25 protein-coding genes are annotated in these 24,642 nt (G+C 55.2%); 19 read left to right on the forward strand and 6 right to left on the reverse strand.

Annotated elements, in window-relative coordinates:
• Positions 1-300: 300 nt before the first annotated feature.
• The 4 genes from K0H79_RS13880 (at position 301) to K0H79_RS13895 (ending at position 4,415) form a co-directional block, all read left to right on the forward strand.
• On the forward strand, positions 301-1,641 hold the full coding sequence (locus K0H79_RS13880; protein WP_220076195.1) for an aspartate aminotransferase family protein: 1,341 nt from the start codon (positions 301-303) through the stop codon (positions 1,639-1,641).
• Positions 1,642-1,682: 41 nt separating this feature from the next.
• Positions 1,683-3,173, forward strand: coding sequence for a CoA-acylating methylmalonate-semialdehyde dehydrogenase (locus K0H79_RS13885; RefSeq protein ID WP_220076196.1), 1,491 nt, complete (start codon positions 1,683-1,685; stop codon positions 3,171-3,173).
• 39 nt (positions 3,174-3,212) lie between these two features.
• On the forward strand, positions 3,213-3,578 hold the full coding sequence (locus tag K0H79_RS13890; protein WP_220076197.1) for a cupin domain-containing protein: 366 nt from the start codon (positions 3,213-3,215) through the stop codon (positions 3,576-3,578).
• Between the two features lie 108 nt (positions 3,579-3,686).
• Entirely contained in the window at positions 3,687-4,415 is a 729-nt protein-coding gene (locus tag K0H79_RS13895) for a TorF family putative porin (protein ID WP_220065323.1), read from the forward strand.
• 57 nt (positions 4,416-4,472) lie between these two features.
• Here the strand turns inward: K0H79_RS13895 and K0H79_RS13900 are convergent, their stop codons facing one another.
• Positions 4,473-4,655, reverse strand: coding sequence for a hypothetical protein (locus K0H79_RS13900; protein ID WP_220076198.1), 183 nt, complete (start codon positions 4,653-4,655; stop codon positions 4,473-4,475).
• A gap of 144 nt (positions 4,656-4,799) precedes the next feature.
• Here K0H79_RS13900 and K0H79_RS13905 point away from each other — a divergent pair, with 144 nt between their 5' ends.
• From K0H79_RS13905 to K0H79_RS13925, 5 genes are all read left to right on the forward strand, one after another.
• Positions 4,800-5,144 (forward strand): DUF3634 family protein, encoded by a 345-nt coding sequence (locus tag K0H79_RS13905; protein WP_220065325.1) that lies wholly within the window; start codon positions 4,800-4,802, stop codon positions 5,142-5,144.
• A gap of 386 nt (positions 5,145-5,530) precedes the next feature.
• Entirely contained in the window at positions 5,531-6,427 is an 897-nt protein-coding gene (locus tag K0H79_RS13910; protein ID WP_220076199.1) for a DUF6662 family protein, read from the forward strand.
• Positions 6,428-6,471: 44 nt separating this feature from the next.
• A complete protein-coding gene (locus K0H79_RS13915) occupies positions 6,472-7,023 on the forward strand; it encodes an FMN-binding protein (RefSeq protein ID WP_220076200.1) in 552 nt (183 codons plus the stop codon).
• Positions 7,024-7,845, forward strand: coding sequence for an FAD:protein FMN transferase (locus K0H79_RS13920; protein WP_220076201.1), 822 nt, complete (start codon positions 7,024-7,026; stop codon positions 7,843-7,845).
• A 12-nt stretch (positions 7,846-7,857) separates the two neighbouring features.
• Positions 7,858-8,370, forward strand: a complete 513-nt coding sequence (locus tag K0H79_RS13925) for a hypothetical protein (RefSeq protein ID WP_220076202.1) — start codon at positions 7,858-7,860, stop codon at positions 8,368-8,370.
• 11 nt (positions 8,371-8,381) lie between these two features.
• Here the strand turns inward: K0H79_RS13925 and K0H79_RS13930 are convergent, their stop codons facing one another.
• Together K0H79_RS13930 and K0H79_RS13935 are read right to left on the reverse strand one after the other, a co-directional pair.
• Positions 8,382-8,576, reverse strand: coding sequence for a hypothetical protein (locus K0H79_RS13930; protein WP_220076203.1), 195 nt, complete (start codon positions 8,574-8,576; stop codon positions 8,382-8,384).
• A 104-nt stretch (positions 8,577-8,680) separates the two neighbouring features.
• The gene (locus tag K0H79_RS13935) at positions 8,681-9,241 is read right to left on the reverse strand and encodes a DUF6942 family protein (RefSeq protein ID WP_220076204.1); all 561 of its coding nucleotides are present in this window, start codon (positions 9,239-9,241) and stop codon (positions 8,681-8,683) included.
• 144 nt (positions 9,242-9,385) lie between these two features.
• Here K0H79_RS13935 and zapE point away from each other — a divergent pair, with 144 nt between their 5' ends.
• Complete coding sequence (gene zapE / locus K0H79_RS13940) at positions 9,386-10,507, forward strand: cell division protein ZapE (protein ID WP_220076205.1); 1,122 nt, start codon at positions 9,386-9,388, stop codon at positions 10,505-10,507.
• On the opposite strand, the gene K0H79_RS13945 is transcribed toward zapE, so the two are convergent.
• Positions 10,504-11,952 carry an amidohydrolase family protein gene (locus tag K0H79_RS13945; RefSeq protein WP_220076206.1) on the reverse strand — a complete coding sequence of 483 codons (1,449 nt, stop codon included), beginning with the start codon at positions 11,950-11,952 and terminating at the stop codon, positions 10,504-10,506. The genes zapE and K0H79_RS13945 overlap by 4 nt on opposite strands.
• A gap of 115 nt (positions 11,953-12,067) precedes the next feature.
• Between K0H79_RS13945 and K0H79_RS13950 the strand changes: the two genes are divergently transcribed.
• Positions 12,068-12,991, forward strand: a complete 924-nt coding sequence (locus K0H79_RS13950) for a LysR substrate-binding domain-containing protein (protein WP_220076207.1) — start codon at positions 12,068-12,070, stop codon at positions 12,989-12,991.
• On the opposite strand, the gene glnE is transcribed toward K0H79_RS13950, so the two are convergent.
• A complete protein-coding gene (gene glnE / locus K0H79_RS13955) occupies positions 12,931-15,816 on the reverse strand; it encodes a bifunctional [glutamate--ammonia ligase]-adenylyl-L-tyrosine phosphorylase/[glutamate--ammonia-ligase] adenylyltransferase (RefSeq protein ID WP_220076208.1) in 2,886 nt (961 codons plus the stop codon). The genes K0H79_RS13950 and glnE overlap by 61 nt on opposite strands.
• Positions 15,817-16,032: 216 nt before the next feature.
• Between glnE and K0H79_RS13960 the strand changes: the two genes are divergently transcribed.
• The 8 genes from K0H79_RS13960 (at position 16,033) to K0H79_RS13995 (ending at position 22,851) form a co-directional block, all read left to right on the forward strand.
• The gene (locus K0H79_RS13960) at positions 16,033-17,010 is read left to right on the forward strand and encodes a hypothetical protein (protein WP_220076209.1); all 978 of its coding nucleotides are present in this window, start codon (positions 16,033-16,035) and stop codon (positions 17,008-17,010) included.
• A 23-nt stretch (positions 17,011-17,033) separates the two neighbouring features.
• Positions 17,034-17,933, forward strand: coding sequence for a DUF350 domain-containing protein (locus K0H79_RS13965; protein WP_220076210.1), 900 nt, complete (start codon positions 17,034-17,036; stop codon positions 17,931-17,933).
• A gap of 3 nt (positions 17,934-17,936) precedes the next feature.
• The gene (locus tag K0H79_RS13970; RefSeq protein ID WP_220076211.1) at positions 17,937-19,652 is read left to right on the forward strand and encodes a polyamine aminopropyltransferase; all 1,716 of its coding nucleotides are present in this window, start codon (positions 17,937-17,939) and stop codon (positions 19,650-19,652) included.
• A 136-nt stretch (positions 19,653-19,788) separates the two neighbouring features.
• Positions 19,789-20,202 (forward strand): YjfI family protein, encoded by a 414-nt coding sequence (locus K0H79_RS13975; RefSeq protein WP_011760775.1) that lies wholly within the window; start codon positions 19,789-19,791, stop codon positions 20,200-20,202.
• 10 nt (positions 20,203-20,212) lie between these two features.
• Entirely contained in the window at positions 20,213-20,902 is a 690-nt protein-coding gene (locus K0H79_RS13980) for a PspA/IM30 family protein (RefSeq protein ID WP_220065339.1), read from the forward strand.
• A 99-nt stretch (positions 20,903-21,001) separates the two neighbouring features.
• A complete protein-coding gene (locus tag K0H79_RS13985) occupies positions 21,002-21,649 on the forward strand; it encodes a hypothetical protein (protein ID WP_220076212.1) in 648 nt (215 codons plus the stop codon).
• Positions 21,646-21,975, forward strand: coding sequence for a hypothetical protein (locus tag K0H79_RS13990; RefSeq protein WP_220065341.1), 330 nt, complete (start codon positions 21,646-21,648; stop codon positions 21,973-21,975). Before K0H79_RS13985 ends, K0H79_RS13990 begins: the two co-directional genes overlap by 4 nt.
• Before the next feature lie 33 nt (positions 21,976-22,008).
• A complete protein-coding gene (locus tag K0H79_RS13995; protein WP_220065342.1) occupies positions 22,009-22,851 on the forward strand; it encodes an ion transporter in 843 nt (280 codons plus the stop codon).
• Positions 22,852-22,981: 130 nt separating this feature from the next.
• On the opposite strand, the gene K0H79_RS14000 is transcribed toward K0H79_RS13995, so the two are convergent.
• Positions 22,982-24,460: an inorganic triphosphatase gene (locus K0H79_RS14000; protein WP_220076213.1), complete on the reverse strand. Its 1,479-nt coding sequence runs from the start codon at positions 24,458-24,460 to the stop codon at positions 22,982-22,984.
• Positions 24,461-24,642: the final 182 nt, after the last annotated feature.

The raw sequence follows: 24,642 nt of genomic DNA on the forward strand, positions 1-24,642 counted from the left end.
TTCTGCTGCGATACCCAGCACGTCAGGACATACCCGCTGCGGGTTTATCAAAGGCTGCAATAAGGCGTCTTTATCACTGCAACTCGCCGGTATCACCCTGCGCTGTGCGCGGTCCCGAAAACGGACACTGGGCTCAGATTACGCTCAGGCCATGAGCATTTCAATATTTTTTACAATTTGCACTTTTTTGCCACAAATAAATGCACAAAGGTATTCCATGTTCATTATTTCTGACATAGCATAGCGAATATTAACCACCTTAAAAACTCAAACAACCGATAGGATCAAGGTAAATAATGTATGGTCGACTTCAACGCAACTACAGGACAAGACACACCGTCCCTTGAGCACTACTGGATGCCGTTCACCGCGAACCGCCAGTTCAAAGCCAGCCCACGATTGCTGGCCAGCGCAGAGGGTATGTTTTACAAAGATGTTGATGGCAATCCGGTACTCGATTCAACCGCAGGCCTTTGGTGTTGTAACGCCGGCCACGGCAGAAAGAAAATCAGTGAAGCCGTCAGCCACCAAATTCGGGAACTGGATTACGCCCCGTCATTTCAAATGGGTCATCCACTGGCATTCGAACTGGCCAGCCGCCTTGCCGACATAGCACCGGCGGGACTTAACCGTATCTTCTTTACCAACTCGGGCAGTGAATCTGTCGACACCGCGCTGAAAATGGCGCTGGCCTACCACAGGGCCAATGGTCAACCTACCCGTACCCGCTTTATTGGCCGTGAACTGGGCTATCACGGTGTCGGTTTCGGTGGCATCTCCGTGGGCGGCATCGGTAACAACCGCCGCACTTTCAGCCAGCAATTGCTGCAGGGCGTCGACCACCTGCCCCATACGCTGGACATCGCCAACAATGCCTTTTCCCGCGGATTTCCCGCCCATGGCCTCGAAAAAGCCGAGGTGCTGGAACAACTCATTACCCTCCACGGTGCTGAAAACATCGCCGCCGTTATCGTTGAGCCCATGTCCGGCTCCGCTGGCGTGATCTTACCGCCTCAGGGTTACCTCAAGCGTCTGCGCGATATCACCAGGAAACATGGCATCCTGCTGATTTTTGATGAAGTCATCACAGGTTTTGGCCGTGTTGGTGACGCCTTTGCCAGCCAGCGCTGGGGCGTTGTGCCCGATTTGATGACCACCGCCAAGGCACTTAACAATGGTGCCATTCCCATGGGCGCTGTGTTCGTAAGCCAGGATGTGCACGATGCCTGCATGACTGGCCCGGAAGAGCTCATTGAATTTTTCCACGGTTACACCTATTCCGGTCATCCGGTGGCTGCGGCCGCTGCACTGGCCACCCTGGATATCTACCAGGAAGAAAAACTGTTTGAGCGTACCAAAGAGCTTGAAGGCTACTGGGAAGATGCTGTGCACAGTCTAAGAGACCTGCCGAATGTGATTGATATCCGCAACACAGGTTTGGTTGCCGGGGTGCAACTGTCCCCCAACGATGAAGGCCCGGGACGCCGGGGTTACAAGGTGTTCGAGCGCTGCTTCAGAAACGGCACCCTGGTGCGCGTGACCGGCGACATCATCGCCATGTCTCCACCACTCATCGTGGAAAAGCAGCACATCGACCAGATAATTAACACCCTCGGCGATGCCATTCGCGCCGTTGGATGACCCTTTGTCAGCACAGAATTAACAGGTAGCCAAAGATATCCATGCAAAGCATTACTCATTTTGTAAACGGCCAGCACACGGCCCCCAGTGCCCGCACCCAGACTGTTTTTGAACCTGCCACCGGTGAGGCACGCGCCCAGGTCTCGCTGGCAAGCACACAGGAAGTCGGCGAAGCCATCGCCGTAGCCAAGGCCGCATTTGAGAGCTGGTCGCAGATGACCCCCTTAAACCGCGCCCGTATTCTTTTCAAATTCAAAGCGCTGGTTGAAGCCAATATGGACGAGCTGGCGCAGCTTATTACCCGCGAGCACGGTAAGGTGCTGGACGATGCCAAGGGCGAACTTATCCGCGGTCTCGAAGTGGTGGAATTTGCCTGCGGTATCCCTCATTTGCTTAAGGGAGAGCACACGGCTCAGGTCGGCACAGGTGTGGATGCCTGGGCGGTAAATCAGCCGCTGGGCGTGGTAGCCGGTATTGCGCCTTTTAACTTCCCGGTGATGGTGCCCATGTGGATGTTCCCCATCGCCATCGCCTGCGGTAACACCTTCATCATGAAGCCTTCGGAAAAAGACCCAAGCTCTGTGATGCGCATTGCCGAGCTGCTCAAAGAAGCCGGTTTGCCCGATGGCGTGTTCAACGTGGTGAACGGCGATAAAGAAGCCGTAGATACCCTGTTGACCCACAAAGACATTCAGGCCGTTAGCTTCGTGGGCTCCACCCCCATTGCCGAATACATCTATGCCACGGCTTCTGCCCACGGCAAACGGGTCCAGGCTCTCGGCGGGGCCAAAAACCATATGCTGCTGATGCCGGATGCCGATCTGGATCAGGCGGTCAACGCACTGATGGGCGCTGCCTATGGCTCGGCCGGTGAACGCTGTATGGCTATTTCTGTGGTACTGGCCGTAGGTGATGCCGGTGATGCCCTGGTGGAAAAACTGCTGCCCAAGATTGCGGCACTCAAAGTAGGCAACGGGCTGACCCCCGACATGGAAATGGGCCCATTGATTTCGGCCCAGCATCTGGACAAGGTCTCAAGCTACGTGGAAGCCGGGGTCCGTGAAGGCGCCAGGCTGCTGGTTGATGGTCGTGAGCTGTCGATGGAAGACAAGGCCAATGGTTATTTCCTGGGTGCCTGCCTGTTCGATCACGTCACGCCACAAATGAGCATTTATAAAGAAGAAATCTTTGGCCCAGTGCTCAGCATAGTGCGGGTGCCCGACTACAACAGCGCCCTCCAACTCATCAATGACCACGAGTTTGGTAACGGTACCGCCATCTTCACCCAGAGTGGTGAGGCTGCCCGCCACTTCTGTCATCACGTACAGGTGGGCATGGTGGGTGTCAACGTGCCCATTCCTGTGCCAATGGCCTTCCACAGTTTTGGTGGCTGGAAACGCTCACTGTTCGGTCCTCTGCACATGCACGGCCCGGATGGCGTGCGCTTTTATACCAAGCGCAAGGCGATTACCGCGCGCTGGCCACAGGGAAAACAGCTGGCCGCTGAGTTTGTAATGCCTACCATGAAGTAAGCAGATGCGGGGCACCAAGGTGCCCCCTTCGGAGTGAAGATGACTTCAAAAATATCTGATATAACGCGATTTTCAACATCAGGCGCCCAAATAGAACAGTATTTTCTTCCCGAGGAAAAACGCCTTGAGGGTAATCCGTTGCAGTCGTTAACCAACCACTATTCCAGCCCCTGTGGCCAGTTTCACGCCGGGGTTTGGCAGAGTGATGGCGGCAAATGGAATGTCAACTATACTGAACACGAATTTTGTGACATTCTCGAAGGGTCCAGCATTATCTGCGACAGCGAAGGTAACAGCCTGACCGTGGAAGCTGGAGACAAGTTCGTTATCCCCGCCGGTTTTAAAGGCACATGGGAGGTGGTTGAACATTGCCGCAAGATCTATGTGATTTTTGAGCAAAGCTAACAGGTAAACCCGCCATGAGGTCACAGCCAAGTGCTGATGTTTGGCAATAAATGTGAACGTGCGAATTGACGTCGTCACTGTCAACAAAAGTAAAATGGAGAATCAAGCGTGGATAAATATTTCAATAAAAACAAGCTTGCTAAGCTGACCGGGATCCTTCTGACAGGTGCGCTGCTGTCCCCTTTGGCCAACGCCGGTGAACTGACCGGTGAAGTTGGGGTGGCCAACGATTACCGCTTCCGTGGCGTATCGCAAACCGACAGTGGTTTCCAGGTTTCTGCAGGCATTGATTACGCCACCGACTCAGGCTTCTTCGTAGGCGCCTGGGCCAGTAACGTGGACTTCGGTGAAGATGATGACACCAATATTGAATTGGACATCTATGCCGGTTACTACCATGAAGTCAGCGATGACCTGTCGTTCGACGTCACCATCTATCGCTACAACTATTTCGGTGAAACCAGCGATTACGATTACTTCGAAGGTACAGTAGGCGCCGATTTCCACGGTTTCCGCGCCGCCTATTGGTACACCAACGACTACAGCGGTTCAGACTACGACTACCATTATCTGGAGTTGAACTACAGCTGGGAGTTTGCTGAAAACTGGAGCCTGGACCTGCACATAGGTAACAACTTCGGTGATGCGATTGAAGATGAAGATTTCGGCTTCGGCGACTCCTTTGTTGACTACTCCATCGGTGTCTCTACCGAAGTGGCCGGTTTTGGCCTGTCTCTGGCATGGCTCGATACCAACCTGGATGACGATGTAGAGATTACAGATGATCTGTTCAACACCGAGGGCACTGTGCTTGCCAGCGTAAGCTACGCCTTCTGATCCCAGGTCTTTCTCCCTTCCCTCCCAAACAAAAACCGCCCGATAGGGCGGTTTTTTTTATTTAATCTGGTGCACCTGCGGCACATCACCACAGTCGATTTGACGCTTCAGCTCACGCCAATATCGGCCAAGCTCGGTCAATGACTGATGTCGCTCAGGAAAATGGCTGCGCATGTTTTCTATCATACGGGCTTGCTTGTCACACATCTGCGACCAGGATTTAGCGTTGGTAAGGGGCATGGCGTCATCCTTAACGTGAGTGGAGTTCCTGTCTTGAATCATAAACCTTGCACACCATATCTCAAGTTTGCAAATGAGACCTCGTGCACTTTTTTTATAAAAAGTTAAGGCGTATCTTTATCAAAAAAACACCGGGGAATTTTTATGTTAGCTAACCTGTTGAAACTGCTTTTTATCGCTGTTGGTGTTTACATCATCTACCGACTCATCTTTGGTGGTAAAAAAGGTCTGTCGCTGTTTGAAATGCATTTCAAGGAAGGCCGCATGACCAGCCACAAGGGAAAAATTCCGGAAAAATTTGAGCGCGAGTGCCGAAACCTGGCCAAGGCAGAAAAGCTCACCTGTACCATACGTGCCGAGCGCCTCGGCGACGTCCGTCTGCACATTTCGGCCAACGTGGCGGATAATCTGGCGCAGAGGCTGAGAAATCAATTCCCGTTCGAGCTGTATGATAAAAAGATGCAGGACAACAGCAAACAGACCGGCTGATACCAGGGGCTGAAGCTATACTACCGCAACTAAAGAGGCGCCACCCCGGGTGGCGCTTTTTATTGGCTTTGACTCATCCAGCACGCATAAAAATCGCTGATTGAAACAGTCCGCCCCATTCAGGCTTTCGCATCGATAGCAGAGCGAGATGTTATTGATTCCGTCCCACCAACAAGCAGTACGCAATCATCTCGCCGCGCCAAGATAGTGAGCCCTCTCTGCTAGCCGAGTATTGTTAAAATAATCTTAAAATTTATTTTCTTTATATTTCATGTGGATATATTAAAAACCAGATCAAACTGTAATACGAACTATTTTCATATGCATTACAACTCACTAAAATACCCACCCGATCGGATATCAATCATTTCAAGATGGGAATTTACATGAACAAGAAACGTCTGGGCCTGTGCGCTCTTGGCCTGTGTGCCGCGACTCTGAGCCAGCACAGCATTGCCGGTGAAGATCTCTTCGGTTACCTCAAGGGCGCCGAAGCTTTGCCTGAAGGTGCCTCTGAGCTGTACCAAAAAGTCACAGTACGTGACGGCAAGAGCGTGGGCTCGTATCAGGGCATCGACTTCGAGACCGAATACGAATACGGGGTTTCCAACAAATTTTCTTCATCGGTATCGGCCAAATTTATGTCACTGGATACCGATGGCCTGTCAATTGATGGCTATCTGCCGGGTGCCAAGGATATAGGGTTCAAAGCCTCAGGCGTTGAATTGGGGATGGCTTACATGTTCCTCAGTCCCGCCAAAGACGACTTGGGTCTGCAGGCCAGCCTGTCTTTAGACTACGACTGGATTGACAAGCACTCGGGCTACGACAAAGACACACTGTCGCTGGAACTGGGCCTGCAAACACAAAAGTACTTTATGGAAGGTGAGCTGGTTTGGCTGGGTAACATGGGCGTGGAAACCACCTACGCCGACCGCGCTCCCATCGATAATCTGCCGGAAGATTTTGACTGGCCAACCGTTCCGGAAATGGAGATCGAGCTGAAATTCGGTACCGGCCTGAGCTATCGTTTCGCCCCCAACTGGTTTGTCAGTGCCGAAGTACTCTACGAAACCGAATTTGAAACCGAAGTAGGTCAGGAACGCTGGTCATGGTTCGCCGGTCCTTCACTGCATTACGGCAGCGCCAACTGGTGGGCAACTCTGACCTGGCTGCCGCAGCTTGCCGGTGGTGGTGAACAGTTCGACGGCCAGGATACCGACCTGCATCTGATTGAAAAAACAGAGCAGGAATGGCGCTTTAAGATTGCCTACAACTTCTGATTGCAGGATGGGGCGTCCGTCGACGCCCCTTTTGGAGAATCACAATGTCTGACTCCCTGTTAAGCAACAGCCTCTGGTTTATCCCCATGGCTTTTGTGGCGGCACCTGCCGTGGCCGCCGATTACCTGAGCATCCCTCAGGCGCAGCAGTTACTGTTTCCCTCCGCGAGTAGCTTTATCGAGCGCCCTACCCTGTTTGACAGCGGTGCACGCAGCGCTATCAAATCCCATGCCGGCACCAGACAACGTCAGGACCACCAGCCCATTTGGCGGGTAGAAAAAGACGGTCAGTTACAAGGCTGGTTTATGGTCGATGACGTTATAGGCAAGCACGAATACATTACCTACGCCGCCGCCATCAGCGCCGACGGCGAAGTCATGGGCATAGAAGTGCTGAGCTACCGCGAAACCCATGGCGCAGAAGTAAGAGACGAAAGTTGGCGCGCCAACTTCAAAGGCAAAAGCCTGAAAGACCCCTTCAAGCTCGATGAAGATGTGCCCAATATCAGCGGCGCTACCCTGAGTTGCCGTAATCTGCTTGATGGTGTCAAAAGACTGCTGACCATCCACGAGCTTTTCCTGGCCCGCGAGTCCTGAGTGCTGCGCCGCGCCAAACCCATGCTGGGCACGCTGACGGACATCAGGGTCTCTGACCCCGGCAATGCCGATGTAAAGGCGGCCATGACTGCCGCCTTTGGGCTGATGGGCGAGATAGACTCGAGTCTTTCGTTTCATCGGCCGATGAGTGCACTTTCGGCCCTCAACGCCCGCCCGATGCAATGGACCGACATAGGCAGGCATGGCGCCAGGATACTCAGGCTCGCCAAAGCGCTGGGCAGGCTAAGCGATAACCGCTTCAATGTCACCCTGGGCGGCGCTCTGGTCATAGCCGGAGCACTGCCCCGTCATACCGGGGCCGATTTTTTACCCAGTGGCAGTTGGGATGATATAGAGATAAAAGGTACCCGGGTCAGGCTTAAACGGCCGGTGCTGGTTACCCTGGATGGCATTGCCAAGGGCTACGCGGTGGATATGGCAGTAAGCTGCCTTAAACGCTTTGGGGTACGCGCAGGCTCGGTCAATGCCGGGGGCGATCTTAAGGTATTCGGGGACCAGGCCATTAAGGTACAGCTGAGAAACAGCCAGGGCTTTACCGATACCCTGTGGCTTAAGAATGCTGCACTGGCAAGCTCAAGACTCGGCGGAGCCCCGGATGCGCGCTTCCCCTCGCTTATCATTTGCCAGGATGCGCACCCGGCTAATTCCCCGCAGACCGAGTCCCTACTATCTGTTATCGCCCCTTTTGCCTGGCGCGCCGACGCGCTTACCAAGGTGCTGGCGTCTGCCACCCCGGATATAATGACTCGCCTCGGCGGACATCTTCCGTCCCTTACCCCAAGCCCTGGCACCAAACTCTGAGACAAGAGACTGATGAAACGTTTAAACGGATATCCTGACTGGTTTTTTTACCTGCTTATTCTGTCGATGACGCTTTGCGCCGCCACTGGGTTTGCCATGTATCCCTGGGTGCTGGAATTTAAACTGGAATGGGAACTGCCCATGGCGCTCAATGGCCAATGGCGCTTGCCACTGGTGAGCTCACACGCACTCAGCGCGGCTGTGCTGCTGATGCTGCTCGGCGCGCTGTGGCAAGTGCATATGCGCGCTGGCTGGCGTAAAAAGGAAAACCATGTCAGTGGGCTCTTTATGGCACTGTCCATGATGCTGTTGATGCTGACAGGTGTTGGGCTTTATTACCTGAGCACAGAGTCGGCGCAGTTGGCAGCAAGCCTTGCCCACTCAGGACTGGGATTATCCCTGATGGGCGTATTCTGCTGGCACTGGGTACGGGGCCACAGGGTAAGGAGACAAAAAATCGAGCAGGCAGGCAGTAAGCGTACAGGCTCCCATCAGGCGTTCAAGCAACCCTCTTTGGTTGAATAGAACTATCGGGGCTACTGGTTGAGCCTGCCATCGCGGCGGGCCTCATCGAGAATGCGCTCATTGTCCTTCACCATACCGTCCTGCTCGGGGAGCTGAGGTTGATTCACCTCTTTGGCAGGCGTGGACTCAACCCAGTGACCATTCTCGCACCCTACCAGGCACAAGGCTGCCAATAACACCGCCATTCCGTATTGAGGTTTTATCATACGCTCTCCTTTCACAGCCGCGTCGCTTCCCATTCAGTAACGTTATCTCATTAAGAAGCGATACTGGCACATCTGAGCCTGAATATTTAGCGCAGCCATACGCATTACTGACAAAAGCGTCGTATCAGCACCACCAGCTCATCGATGCGCTGATTACTCAGTTGCCGATAATCGAAATAAGGACAGACGATAAGACGGCGATGACGGTCTATGGCAAATCGCTCGCTGAGCCACTCGAGTTGTAATCCACCATTTTCCCTGTCGCTGAAAGCAGTGCCGTAACCTTTCCCCATGACCAGATACAGCGGACCGGGGCGAGCTTCAAGGGGTGATGAGAACAGCAGCGCCGTACCGCAGTTTGGTTGCAGCAGCATTGCATCCCGATACGCTTGCCAGCTATCAAATTGGCTCACGGTCGCAACCGCTGGCAGCGCCTTTTTAATCAGCTCATCGGCGGCCATGGCCCACATTAACTTGGCATACACGTTAAACACCTTGCGCCAGCCATTGCCGCAGGCATCGCCTATGGCTTTGATTTCGCCGCTCACCAGCGTGCGGCAGTTGGCAAGCTCAGCCAGCCCCATAAAGGGTGGGCGATTGGCGATACAGACACCCAATTGGTAGTGGTCATCACCCAGGCCCACGGGTGCGCTTGTGCTTGTCATCTTGATTTCCTTATTCGATTTACCGGTTCAGACAGGCGAAATGGGCCACAGCATAGGTTATCCTCACCGGTACGCCAAGGACTGCGACAGGGCGGCAACCGGGCTGATATACTGCCACTCTTTGTGCCTCTCCGACCTAGCTGTATGCCAGACACTCGCCAAATCCCTGATTTTTCATCGCCCAGTGAAGCTTACCACCGGCTGTGCCAAACATCCCGGCTGCACCAAGACCCGGCGCAGCTGGCGGCGCTGGCCGCCTTGCAACTGAGATTCGAGTCACTTCAAGAGCAAACTGGCATTAAAGGGCTTTACCTCTGGGGGGATGTGGGCCGGGGCAAGACCTTACTCATGGACCTCTTCCATGCCTCCCTCGGGAATATCCCCAACCTGCGGCTGCACTTCCATCACTTTATGGCCCGGATTCACCGGCAATTAAACCAACTCACCGGTATACGCGACCCACTGAGACATCTGGCGCTTCAGCTGGCAAAGGACTGCCGCGTTCTCTGTTTTGATGAGTTTTTTGTCTCGGACATAGGTGATGCCATTATTTTGGGGCGCTTGTGCGAGGCCCTGTTTGATGAGGGCGTTATGCTGGTTGCCACCTCCAACACGCCAATCCACAGGCTGTATGAAAACGGCCTGCAGCGGGACAGGTTTCTGCCTGCCATCGCGCTCTTGCAGCAACAGCTGGAGTCCATTCACTTAAACGGCAGCGTGGATCATCGACTCAATGCAGAATCGGCAAACCCCGGGCTGCAGCGCTGGCTGTGTGGCGGCGAGGCTGATTTCGATGCACTCTTCGGCCCTGATGCATGCTGCAACGTTGAGATGCAGGTACTGGGGCGCCCTATTCATGCCAAACGCACGGCTTCGGGCATTGCCTGGTTCCGCTTTGAAGACTTGTGTGATGGTCCCCGCTCGCAGCTGGACTATATGGCGCTGGCAGAGCAGTTGGAGGTCTTGGTGCTCAGTGAGGTGCCAAGGCTCGGCGGCGAACCCCGGGGCTGGATCCGTGCCCGGGGGACCGAAGATGGCGTTGAAGCGACAATTACCGGCGAGCGCATCTTAAGTTATGCCCCCCAGGATGATGCGGCGCGGCGCTTTATTGCCTTGGTGGATGAGTTTTACGATCAGGGCAAGCTGCTGTATTTACACACCCAGGTCCCCCTCGACGAGCTTTATTGTCAGGGGGCTCTGGGATTTGAATTTCGCCGCACCCAAAGCCGGCTTCAGCAGATGCTGCGGGCCGACTGGCAGGGCTAGATATCCTTGCGGCCGGTGTTGAGGATTTGCACCGCCGCAGCGGCATTGTCCTTCCAGCGCGTGAGCTGAGCTTCGTTATGATATTCCCCACCCAGCACCAGGCTGTCGATTGCCAGTGTCGCGCTGATATCCGCCAGGGGGTTGGCCTTTAGCACCAACAAATCCGCCCGCTTACCCTCGGCGATACTGCCGTAGTCTTTATCCAGCCCCATAAATTTGGCCCCATCGAGGGTGGCAGCGCGCAAAATTCTCGCAGGGCTCAGTCCCGCCTCTTGCCACAGCTGCAATTCAGTATGCAGCCCTTCGGCAGGATACACATAGGTATTGAGCGCCGCAGAGTCACTGCCCGCAAGCAACGTTACCCCGGCGGCGTCCAGATAACGCAGCTGAGTCGCCTCGGCCTCATAGCGCTGCTTGCGAGCGCGCCACTGCTCGGGCGTTTGCTCGCCCATGCGCTCGATACGCCAGCGGTATTTGTCGGTGAAGGCCGTGGTCAGATAACGCAGAAACACATCCTGACTGTGATTGTTGGTGTCAAGATTCGCCAGCTGATAGCCACCAATCAGGGTGGGCGTGACGGCCACGCCCTCGGCCGCCAGCATCTTATATCCCTCAGAGGCGACGTGCTGCTCGAATCCCTGCCGGTACCGGACGGCGGCATCTTTGGCCGACAGGGTGCCGTCTCTCACGGCCGCCGCGATGGCTGCCTCGTCAGTGTGCCCCAAACGCAGCACGTAGGAGGCATGTTCAATACTCGACAGCCCGGCGCGTGCGGCATCGACCACACTTACCCCATAGGGAATGTGGCTGGATACCCGAAACCCACGACTGTGAGCTTCGGCCACGGTTTTAAGATAGAGCGCCGGTGTCATGGTGTTTTCGGTTATCTTGATGAAATCCACCTTCATGGCGGTCAGCTTTTCCATGCCACGCCCCATGGCCGCCTCGTCACCGACCTCCATATCACCGTTCCACAGGGAGTCTATCCCCTCAAATTTTTGCCCTGCCGAAAAAATACGCGGACCAAGGCGCTCGCCATCAGCAATTTGCCGGCGCCATACCATCACCTCCGGGGCAAGGTCGCTGGCGGCTTCCCGCACCGCCGTAATGCCATAGGCCAAATAAAGGGGGAGCAGCAGCGCGTTATCCTCCACCAGCTCACGCCCCTCAAAGTGCACATGCATATCCCACAAGGATGGCAACAGATACTGACCGCCCAGGTCTTGCGTGCTGTCGGCCTGCAGTGGCTTATTCGCCGGCGCCACACGCACAATGCGGCCATCTTCAATCAGCAGCTGTTGACCCTGCACCAGGCGGCCTTGCTCCACGTCCACCAGCTGGAAATTGGTCAGTTTAAGGCTTTGGGCATGGGCCGTGCTCCCCAATACCAGGCCGATACTGAGAGTCAGGCCAAGGGTGCGAACGAGTGGTTTGAGTCTGGACATTATCCGGGATCCTTTGAGGGTCTTGTTATTGTGCCCCCAGTCTAGGATGCGGCAATTTGATTTAGAAATTAAATAACGAAATAATCATCAGTGGATTTGCCACTGGAACCTAACTATGTCATCCCCATCGCTCGGCACTGAGCAGGTATTCCCCCAACAGGCCTTGCTGGATCCCGTGCTGCTGCGGGCCTTTGTGGCGGTGGCCGACAGCGGCAGCTTTACCCGCGCCGCAGCCGCTACCCATTTAACCCAATCCACCGTGAGCCAACAGGTAAAACGGCTTGAGCAGCAATTGCGCTGCGAGTTACTTAGCCGTAAGGGGCGCTACGCCATGCCCACCGTGGATGGTGAGCGGCTTTTGGGTTATGCCCGGCAAATATTGGCCCTGATGGCTGAGGCGGGCATGGCACCTGAGCAGCCGCCCTTGCTGCGCCTCGCCGTGGCAGAAGATTTTGCCGGAAACGCCCTGATGCCCATCCTGATGAAACTCAGGACACGCTATCCCAACGTAAAGCTCGAGGTGCAATCGGGCCTGAGTAAACCACTGTATCAGGCATTTCAGGAAGGAATGGTGGAGCTGGCGCTGATTAAACAGCGCCAGGGAGAGCACCCAGCCAAAGCCTGTTGGCCAGAGGCGCTGAGCTGGCTTGCCGCCGCAAACTGGCAGGCTGTGAAAGCGGGAGAGCCACTGCCCCTGGTTGCCTTTCCGGCGGGGGGCCTGTATCGCAACGAAATGGCCCAGCTGCTGGATGAAGCTGGCATTCCCTGGCGACTGGTGTACAGCAGCAATTCCCTCGAAGGTGTGCTGTGCGCCGTGGCCGCCGGGATGGGGGTCAGCCTGTTACCCAGCCGTTTTATCCGGGCCGGGGAACATAAAGAGATAGCATCGCTACCCCGGGCAACCGCCATGGAGCTGGCGCTGCACCTTGCCAGCTCACCGGGGGCTGAACTGCAGTACCTGGCAGATGAAATCGGTGCTTATTGCGCCCGGCTCTCCACTGGCAGTTCATCACTGTCATCCCCCAGTACATCGGCGTAGATGGCACACACCCGCTCGCTGTGCTCGGCAACGGCGATGGCCGGTAACTGACCGGCCTCACGCTGCAGCGTCAGCCTGTGGTTTTCATCCCGCAAAGTACAGTAAGCGGCAATCAGCTGCTGCGCCACAGGCAAGGGCAGTATGTCGAGCTCGGCGGCCGTCTGGAAAATCCGCACGTTATCAGACCATACGGTCAAATCCTCGAACTCTGCGCTACCCGCCAATACCAGATACTGGGCAATAAACTCAATATCCGTGATGCCACCCGGGCTCTGCTTCAAATCGAACATGCCCTCGTCCACTTTCAGCAGGTGCTCACGCATCTTGGTACGCATGGCTTTAACCTCACCCTTGAGCACGGCAGGATCCCGTACCTTGCCAAGCACCTCGGCGCGGATCTCGCTGAAGCGGGCCGCCAACTGGTTATCACCAAACACAAAGCGTGACCGCACCAGCGCCTGATGTTCCCAAGTCCAGGCTTCCTGCTGCTGATATTCGCCAAAGCGTTCTATCTCACTCACCAGCAAACCCGACGCTCCTGAGGGGCGCAGCCGCATATCCACTTCATAGAGTTCCCCTGAGGTGGTGCGGGTGGAGAAGAGGTGCAAAATGCGCTGAGCGAGTTTGAGATAGAAATGGCTGGTTTCGATTTGCCGCTCGCCGGTGGTGAGCCCTGTGCCCTGATGATTGTGCAAAAACACCAAATCCAAATCGGAGCCATAACCGAGCTCAATACCGCCGAGTTTGCCGTAGGCAATCACGGCAAAGCCCATCTGCCCGGGCTCGAGATGCGACGGAACCCCATGACGGGCTGCAACCTGCCCCCATGCCTGATGCACCACCTGTTCGATGATGGCTTCGGCGAGGAAGGTCAGATGGTCGCTGACCTGCATAATAGGGAGTACCCCGGTGACGTCTGCGGCGGCAATCTTGAGTTGCTGGGTCAGCTTGAACTGACGCAGGGCTTCCATTTGCTGCTCCATGTCATCTTCGGGCACCCGCAGCAAATACTGACGCAGCTCACTGCCATAGTCGTCAAGGGAAGTGATGTCATAGAGGGCGGCAGGATCGATAAGTTCATCCAGCAGCATGGGAAACTTGGCCAGCTGATCGGCAATCCAGGGGCTGGCACAGCATAGGCTGACCAACTGAGCTCTGGCGCCCGGGTTTTCACACAGGAGCTCCAGATAGGTGGTACGTGTCAGTACCTGTTCAACCACATTAAAAACAGGGGCAAAAGCCGCCGATGGCGTGGGCATGGACACCAGTTCCCCCAACAGCTTGGGCATCAGACGATCGAGAGTTTCCCGCCCTCTGGGACCTATGGGACGGCGCGACATGGTTTCACGCCAGCCCTGCAGCAAAGGCCAGAGTGCCGGATCGTCGATGTGCTGATCTTTCAGCAGCGCTTCGGCATGGTCGTCTTCCTGCACATTCCAGAACTGCCAGGTCCAGTGCTCGTGATTGTCTTCGGCTTCTTCGCCGCCCACTGTGGCGCGAAAGTGACGGTGAATTTTGCCCATGGCCGCTTCGATATGGGCGCGCAGGTCAAACTCATTGGCCATTTCCAAGGCACAGCACAATCGCTGCCAATCCAACGGGTTATCCGGCAGGGTTTGGGTTTGTTTGTCGTCGATGGCCTGAAGCAGGTTTTCAACCCTTCTGAGCAGCACATAGGCGTTTTTCAGCTCATCCACTGCCAGGTATTCCAGTTGGCCCAGGCTGTACAGGGTATCTATGGCACCAAAGAGACTCTGGGTGCGCAGGCTGGGTTCACGCCCGCCCCGAATAAGCTGAAAGCTTTGCACCACGAACTCGACTTCACGGATACCGCCGGCGCCCAATTTGATGTTGTCGGTCAGGTGACGGCGTCTCACTTCCTGGGCGATAAGCTGCTTCATACGGCGCAGCGATTCTATCGCCGAAAAATCGATATAACGGCGGTAAACAAAGGGGCGCAGCAAACTGTGCAGCTCATCGCTGTAGCCGCTCCAGGGGCCCAGCGCCCGGGCCTTGACCATGGCGTAGCGCTCCCAGTCACGGCCCTGCTCCTGATAATAGTCTTCCAGTGCACTGAAACTGACCACCAAAGGGCCGCTCTCCCCGTAGGGGCGCAGGCGCATATCTACCCGGAACACAAAACCATCGACCGTGACCTGAGACAGGAGATTCACCAGTCGCTGTCCCATGCGGATAAAAAACTGCTGGTTATCCAGCGATTTGCGCCCACCCTGGGTTTCGCCGTGCTCGGGGAAAGTAAAAATCAGGTCGATGTCAGAGGAGAAATTCAGCTCACGGCCCCCCAGTTTACCCATCCCCAGGATCATCAGGGGCTGAGGGCGACCATCCGCATCCGTGGGAATGCCGAGGCTTTGGCACATTTCCCGGTAGAGCCAATCCCGGCCCGCAATAATCAGGGCTTCGGCAAGGGAAGAAATATCCAGCAGTGACTCACCGAGCGGCACCTTACCGGTAAAGTCGCGCCAGGCCAGACGCGCCATCTGAAAGTTGCGATAACGCCTCAGTACGGCCTTGGCCTCCTCTTCGGCCGTGACAGACGCCAGCGCCTGATGCAGCTCCCGGTCAAATGCACTTCTGTCGACCTTGTCCAGCAGACCATCAAAGAGCTGACCGATGCGCTCGGGATGGCGCGACAGCTCTCTGGCAATAAAATCGCTCAGCCCGGCAACCTGTTCCAGTTCCAGGCGCTGCACCGAGTCGAGCCCAATCAGAGACTCAGGATGGTGCGCCTCCAGAGATGCCAGCCACAGGCTGCCTTTTTCTTTGATTTCTTTCGGTATTTCTGCCTGAAGTTGCTGCGACATAGTGTTCCCTGACAACCGAGTATCGACATATTATGTCGAGAATGATATAGGTAGTGGGTCTGCATTCCCGCATCCCGGGGGCAAGACGCCGATACCCGGATAAGGTTACTATAAACCTCTGGGGATGACCTACGGGTTAACCCGATAATATTCCCTGAATTTTTTAATGCACTGCCCAAGGCGTTCGCCTGCGGTGCAGGGATCAACGGAGTGAAAATGGCAGGATGGCTAAAACGCATCTTTCTCCCGCTGGGAGCTGTGATGCTGATGCTTGGCCTGGGAGGCTGCGGCGACGATGGCGCGGCCCAGCAGGCAAAGGAAATCGAAAAATACCTCACACTCACCGAGAGCCGTATCAACACCCTCGGTGGCATGCTGGATAAGGGGGAAATCCGCAACGCGACCCTGATTGCCCAATATGCCGAGCGGCTGAAGACTCAGGATGCGTCCTTGGCGCCCATCATTGACGCCCTGTCCCAGGATGCAGCCCGGGGTCCCCTGTATCAAAGCCTGGTCAGACGCCGCAGCGACGCCCTCGCGCCGGTCAACTTTGTCGATGAAGACATGCGCCTTGCGGAGCTGGAAAACCTCTATCAGGCGGCCGACCCTATTCTTTATAACGATATGCTGTCAGACCCCCTCAATGCACTGGCGGACATGTCTGGCGGCACCCTGCCGCGGATGAATGCCATCAGCCGCGAAGCCGAGCTTGCCGCCAATGGCGAAGACTTCGGACCGGGCAGTCAGCTCGTCGGCAACCCCACTTATGGTCAATGGCAAACCGGTAGCGACGGCACTTCATTCTGGGCCTGGTATGGCATGTACGCCATGTTCTCCAACCTGTTCCACCGACCTGTTTACTACGATACCTGGTCAGGTCGTCGTCACTACAGCTATTACAACGATGTGGGCCGTTATCGATACAGCTCCCCAAGGGATTTGGCGCGCCAGCAGCAGGTGTTTACCCAGGCGAAAAAGCGCTTCGACAGCCAGGGCAAACGGTTTGATAGCCCCTATGCCAAAACCCGCAGCGGTGCCAGTGGCCTATCGCGACAGAGCCAACAGGCACCCAGTGTGGCTCAGGCCGCCAAGGCCCGTACCGAAAAACAGAAATTCCGCTCCAACTATGCCAAGGACAGCAGTTTTCGCGATGCCAAAACCCGCACCAGCCGCAGCACCCGACGTGGCAAGTGAGCCCAGAAATTAAGGATCTGATGATGACACTGTTACAAGACTATGGCCTGACACAAGAACTGTTGCTGATCCTGGCCATCGACCTCACCATCGCCGTGCTGCTGCTCACTGCCATGCGTTATCTGCAGGGGTGGAGCGTCAAGGTCAACAGTAGCCATGAGCTGGCGGAAAAAGACAACGCCGCCTTTGGTATCAGCACTGCCGGCGCCGTGCTGGCATTGGGCATTGTGCTCACGGGCGCTATCACGGGTGCTGCAGCACCCGATTACCTCACAGAAGCCATCGGCATGAGCGCCTATGGTCTGTTTGGTATGCTGCTGATTAAAGTCGGCCGGGTAATGCACGATAAAATCGCCCTCAACAACATCGACAAAAATGCTCAAATACTCAAAGGCAACTTGTCGGTGGCACTGGTGGACGCCGCTGCGGCTGTGGCCACGGCCATTATCATTCGCGCCAGTCTACTGTGGGTTGAAGACTTAACCATCAATACCTTTATTGCCATAGGCACCGCCTTTGTGGTGTCGCAATTGATGCTGGTCCTGCTGACACGGCTTCGCGAAAACCGCTACAGCACCCGTAATCAGGGCGCCTGTATGCAGGAAGCCCTTGCCAAAGGCCATACTGCCCTGGCCATTCGCCACGCAGGGCACATGTTGGCCATGGCATTAACCTTCAATGCCGCAAGCCACTTTATCCTGTTCTCGCCAACGGCCTATGTAACCAACCTCCTCGGCTGGCTGTGTTTCTCGCTGGTGATGCTGCTGGCACTCTCGCTGCTGCTGAAGCTGGTCAAACTGCTGGTGCTGGCCCGAATTGACCTCGCCGATGAAATCGAGCGCCAACATAATGTGGGCCTAGCGTCAGTAGAGGTTGCCATCAGTATCGCCATTGCTCTTATTCTCACCGGATTGATGGCCTAAGCCATGGCGCTGGCACAGGACCTGCCTCGGCCGCTAACCCAGGCCAAACACCTCGGCCGCCTGGATGATGCTCTGCTATTGGGGATCATGGCGCTTTTGGCCGGGTGTGGCCTTATTTACGAGTATCTGCTCAGCCACTACGCCGGGCGAATTCTCGGTGCCATGGAAGCCGCCATCTACACCATGATTGGCCTGATGATTGTGGCCATGGGGGCCGGTGCCTTCGCTGCCCGGGCTATCCGCAATCCTTTTGCCGGTTTCGCATTGCTGGAGCTGACAGTAGCCCTGCTTGGTGCCTCCAGCGTGCTGTTTTGTGCCGCCGCCATTGGCCTCACCCAAAGATTGCCACAGCTATTGGCAGATACCTTTGGTCTGCCGCCGGACCTCTTGCCAACCGGCGGGTTTCTGGGCCAGATACAACAGCTCATGCAGTATCTGCCCTATCTGGTGGGCACCTTACTTGGGCTGTTAATCGGTATGGAAATCCCGCTTATCGCCAGGGTGCGCCAGGCACTCTCCGATGAGCATCTGCTGCACAATGCCGGCACCATCTATGGTGCCGACTATCTGGGTGCAGGGGTTGGCGCTGCCATCTGGGTGGGTCTGATGCTGGCCATGGATATTCAGCTCGCCGCCGCCCTGACCGCCAGCGTGAATCTGTTGGCAGGCTTGGCTTTTATTCTGCGTTTCAGAACTCGCCTCAGACACTTTATGTGGCTATTGCTTGGGCATGTTCTGGCGTCCTTCGCCCTGCTGCTGCTGGCGTTTAAAGGCCCGGCACTGGAGCAGGACTTCAATAACCTGCTCTACAAAGACCGGGTGATTTACTCGCAGGCAACCCGCTTTCAGCAACTGGTATTCACCGAGAGACTCAGGGGCAAGGCGCCCCCCGTGTATTCCCTGTATCTGAATGGTCGTTTGCAGTTTTCCACACAGGATGAAGCCATATATCACGGCTTTTTGGTGTGGCCGGCTATGATGGCAGCAGCCAGACACGACAGGGTGCTGATTATCGGTGGCGGTGACGGCATGGCCGCCCGGGATGTGCTCCAGTGGCAGCCCAACGAAGTGGTACTGATGGACCTGGATGAACAGCTGGTTCGCCTGTTTCAGTCACCGGCTGACGATATGCCACCACGCCTGTCCAACACGCTCCTGACGCAGAATGCCGGGGCACTGCAGGACCCAAGACTCACGCTGATGTTTGATGATGCCTTCAATGGCGTAGACAGGCTCATAGAAGCTGGCCGTCACTTTGATGTGGTGATAGTGGACTTACCGGACCCAAGTCATCCGGATCTTTCCAAGCTCTATTCCGATCTCTTTTACCGCAAACTCAAAGAACTGCTAAGCCACGACGGCGCCATTGCGATTCAATCCACCTCGCCCTGGCATGCCACACGCGCCTTCCTGAGTGTGGGTAACACCCTGGCGTCGGCGGGATTCAACATTGCCCGCTATCACCAAAATGTCCCCAGCTTCGGTGAGTGGGGCTGGACCCTGGGCACCCTGTCGGGCAACGCCAAAACGAAAGTCATGGCGGCAGAGCCCATCCCCCATACCTGGCTCAGCAAAGAGATGATAAACGGTGCCTTTGCCTTTCCTCCGGGATTTGAAGAGCGGGCTGGGGCGGTGGATATCAACCGCTTCGGGTCGCAGGTGATTTATCAATATCATCAGGAAGCATGGCAGGAAGAGAGCGGTATCAATTTGTTTTAACAGGGAAGACCATTAAAACAGTTCACGCCGTAAAACAGGCTACACACGGGGCGGAAAAACGACCAAGATAACGCTTGACATATTATGTCCCAGTGTTATCTTGAACAACAGACATATTATGTCAGAGAGGACAACTATGAATATCCACGCTATCGCCAATCATCTCAATGGACTGGGTGACAACAGCCAGACCGGTTTCAGGTTTGATTGTTATCCCATCGAAGGTGATGTGGAGGTACTGCAGGTCAATATCGTAGGCCGGGAGGAGATCCCGATTTTTGTGTCGGTTACCGATAATCAGGTGCTCTGCATCAGCTACCTGTGGGGTGAAGACGAAGTCAAAACCGAGACCCGTGCCGAGATGTTTGAAACCATGCTGGAACTGAACATCCCCATGCCACTGTCGGCGTTTGCCAAAATCGACGACAAATATGTGGTGTATGGCGCGCTGTCGCTCAAGTCCAGCATGGCTGAAATAGAACAGGAGCTCAGTGTCCTGTCAGACAACTGTCTCGAAGTTATCGCCGAAATGGCCGATTACCTGAATTAAGGAGCGCATTATGGGCATTCTCAACAAAATTCTGACCGCCTTTCGCGGTGGTGCCAACGAAATTGGCCAAAACATTGTCGACGCTAACTCGACCCGTATTTTTGAGCAGGAAATTCGCGACGCCGAAAAACACCTGACCAAAGCCAAGCGCGACCTGACCGACGTGATGGCCAAAGAAATGGCTGCGGCCCGTGAAGTTGACCGCTTGAAGCGCACCATTGGTGAGCATGAAGGCTACGCAACCCAGGCGCTGGAAAAAGGCAATGAGGCACTGGCTCTGGAAGTGGCCGAGAAGATTGCCCAGCTGGAGCAGGAACTGGCCGAACAGCAATCCGCCAACGAGGCCTTCTCCAATAACGCCGCCAAGCTGAAAGAACTGGTGAAGAAAACCGAGCGTCAGTTGGCCGATTATCAGCGTCAACTGTCGATGGTAAAAACCACCGAAAGCGTGCAAAAGGCCACCGCCTCCATCACAGACTCTTTTGCTTCCAGCAACTCCAAGCTGCTGAATGCCAAAGAATCACTGGAGCGTATCAAGGCCCGTCAGCAGCAGTTTGACGACCGTATGAAGGCCGCCGAAACCCTCGAGAGCGAAAACAGTGACAAGTCACTGGCTGCCAAACTGGCTGAAGCCGGTATCGGCGAGCAAAAGAGCGATGCCAATGCCGTACTTGAAAGGCTCAAGGCACGTAAAGGCTAATCGCCTCGATACATACAACACCCGGGCCAAACGGCACCGGGTGTTTGTGTTTGTTCTGTACCAGCCGTTATACACTTCATCCGCGCACGGAGCTCTGACATGAGTTTTTTTAAAAGCCTCTTCGGTGACAAGTCCGTTCCTCCCAGAGTCATCAAACACCCCAAAGAGCTGAAAAAAAGCGACATTATCAGCCTGGACAATGACTTTGGCCTGCCGCAGCAACTGCGCGGCCAGTCGTTGGAAGTGATTGCGGTCAATACCTATGAGTTTGAGCGCAGTCAGGAAACCGAATGGCAGCTCAAAGGGGCCGGTGGCGATACCCTCTACATGAGCCTTGTGGATGACGATGAGCCAGCGCTGTGCTTCAGCCTGAAGATACAGCGCAGCGACGTGGAAACCCTGTTTGACCTGGATGCCTTCAGCGACATTTTTGAAGAAGATTGCAAAGCTAGTCTCTCGACGCAGCAGGTCCCATCCCATCTTGAGCAATGGGTTGCAAATCAATACCATGAAGTGGTGTTCGCCCAGTTCGGCTATTTCCATCGTGAAGACTACCGTGGCCTGAAACCGCCTCAGGATGCCAATGGCGCCACGGGTGAACCCTTTGAGCGCTATCTGCTGGAAGATACGAGCGAAACTTATTCGGTGGAAGTGGAAGTGTACGAAGGTGGAGAGACAGACGTGCTTGTCGGCCTGACAAAGCCCCTTGGGATTATTCGAGAGTACTGGCCAGGAACCCCATCATGACCAAGACCAAACACCCGCTGCCGGAAACCTGGCTGCAAAACCAAAAGGCCGCCAAGGCGACTCAGGTTGCCTTCGATTTGGATGAAAAGTTTCAGTACCAGATCCGCAAAGCCGCACTGGATGCCAATCGCAGCCCATCGGATCAAATTCGCTCCATCCTGGGGCTGCCGGTGGCCAAGCGGCCAACCCGCCCCAGGCTCACAGTATCACTGAGCCCTGACGACTATGTTCGCCTGGCCGAAAAATACGGATTGAGTGCAGACAGTCAGCTTGAAATTAAAAAGCGGGTACTGGAAGACCTGGTCAATTTTGTTTCTGAAGACTGAGTTACAGCCAAATCCAGGACTTGGGGGAGTCAGATGCCAGAACATACAAATGTGCACGTCAAGCGCATAAAAAGCCCACAGCCGATAGAGCTGGCGATGATGTTATTGTCATTGCTGGCGGTTATCGTGGTTCTGGTGATGACCTTTGGTCGCCTCGATGCCGAAACCTATCGACTGCTGTTTTTTATCGACACCAGCATTTGCACCATCTTCCTGGTGCACTTTTTTACAGGGCTTTTCAAAGCTGCCAATAAATGGCACTTCATTCGGGACCACTGGATTGACTTTGTCGCCAGCATTCCGGCCATCGAAACCCTCAGATTCGCCCGTCTGTTTCAAATTCTGCGGGTTATCCGTCTTATCCGTATGAGCCGCTCCCTTTTGGCTCAGGTCCTCAGGCAAAGACGTCAGGCAACGCTGGCGAGCCTTTTGGTGGCGCTGGTGACTATTCTGACCCTGTCTTCAGTGGCTATTTTACTGGTGGAGTCTCCAGCTGAGGGTTCCAACATACTCACCGCCGAGCAGGCCATCTGGTGGGCCATGGTGACTATCTCTACCGTGGGGTATGGCGATCATTACCCTGTTACTACCGCAGGGCACATAGTTGGCTCCATGGTCATCGTCTGCGGTGTGAGCTTTTTTGGTATTATCTCGGGTTATATGGCGTCGGTATTTGTGGCACCGGACGACGAAGAACGTCAGGAAGCCCAGGCAGAAAATATTCGCCATGAGTTGGATGCTGCGCTCAAACGCATGGAAGATAACCAGGCCACCATGCTGAGGGAAATGGCCGCCCTGAAACACGCACTCAAAGAAGCCAGGGATGCGGCAGCACCCAAGGAAAGCACAGACAACGGCAACACAACCGAGCAATGAGTCTTTGTCGATACCCTGCTACGGCTACCCATAAAAAACGCCCGAATAGTTCGGGCGTTTTTTATGGGTGTGCTTGAGACAAGCCACCCGCCTTATCGGGACATTAAGGCAAAGAGCAATGTTGTGGCTTTCAGCTCTGCCAATATGGCGGTTGGGCCAGTGCCGAGCGATGGCTCTGCTCCAGTGCATGCATCAGGCTTAAGGACTTATCGTCGAGCCACTCCTGCATCTCTGCCACTGGGCCTGCCAGCTCACCCAGCAACAGGTAGGCTCTCAGGGTATCTATGCCGCGGCGAAGGTCTTGCCATGGCGCACGGTACTGACGCCTGGCATCGCTGCTGTACAGATCTCCATAGGCAAGCCCCACCAGCAGCGCTTCATCCAGAGCACTGCCCAAACGTAAAAAATCGCGGGCGCTTGCGCCTTGGGCAGCGGGCTCTGGCATCAACCCCTGAATCGTCTCCCAGGACGCCTGCTGCAGTGCATCGGCCACCTGACGAAGACCTTTTTCAGCCACGGGCTTTGGTAACATCAGCAGACGAACCAGTGCCAACTGCACCTGGCCGTATGCGGGCATGCGCCAAAGCGCTTGCAGTCGTTCGGTCGATACCTGAGCGCCAAGGCGTGCCTGCGCCTCCTGCTGCCAATGCAGTGCATCTTTGCGCCGCCCCAGCAACGAATCCCGGTTTTCAGCAATAAAGGTGAGTGCAATGAGTTCGTCCACAAACCCCATGGCCTGACGAATGTCGTTGAAGGCTGTCTCAAGCTCGGGCGTTAACAGAGTAAACTGTCGGCAGCTGGCTTCGAGCAGCCCAATGCAGGTGCGCATTCTTAACCAAAGCGAGGCACTGCCGTTGGGATCGGCCACAGATTGCCCCAGCAAATCTTCCAACAACTGCCAACGCTCAAGGGCGGTTTCAAGTAAGGTGGTCAGGGCCTCCTCGGCGCTGGCAGCAGGGGCAATCGGAATAGTTTCCAGCGCCTGAGGGGCCGCCTTGGATGCCATTCCCGCGAGTCGGTAGCCACGCTGCGCCTTACTGGCCTTGCCCAGCCGCAACGGGATGGTGTTGGCGAGCTCTGAGGCCAACTCGAGGAGAGCCATCGGCTCGCCGGCCATGAGTTCAAATTCGAGTTCACACAGGGGCTCTTCCTTACCCGCAGCGCAAATCAGCCCCTGATCCAGAGCGATTTCGATACGAGTATTCCCCTCTTCCACCAACCAGGTAAGACGCCTGAAATCGGTATTGAAAATACAGGCCAGGTGCGTCTGGGTGGCTTTCAAGTCTGCGCCTTCCGGCCAAATATGCGTCGGAAACAGCGACAGTTCCGGTGTATCTGCCTCGATATCGACGTTATATTCGGGCCGGGTATGAATACCACCGACGACCTTGCCGGCGGTCTTGATAGTTTGCTCGCGCTTGCCATTGCGGCCACGTACCCTGAGGCCCATATCCCACTGGCGCAATTGCATGTCGGGGGTATCAAAGTATCCGTTGCTCAACTGAGCATCGTCGCGGATACTGTGCGAAAATCTGTTATTGAGTGCCTGGATGAGGCTATCTTTATATTCGGGAAGGAAAAAAAGCTTGAGTTCTATCTCGGCTTCCATTGAAAAGGGCCCTGGAGTTCATCAAAAATTCATCAAACTGACACCTAAGCGTCATAATGTCATACTGTTGTCACAATTCTTCAGTATGATGCGCGCCGTGGGTTAGGTTATAACCCGATAGTATAAAGACTTGCGTTTTTTAGGTAAAAACACAGTTTCAATACGTGGACGCTTGGGTTACC

It is taken from the genome of Shewanella sp. FJAT-52076 (genome assembly GCF_019457455.1).
GTDB classification, from domain to species: domain Bacteria; phylum Pseudomonadota; class Gammaproteobacteria; order Enterobacterales; family Shewanellaceae; genus Shewanella; species Shewanella zhangzhouensis.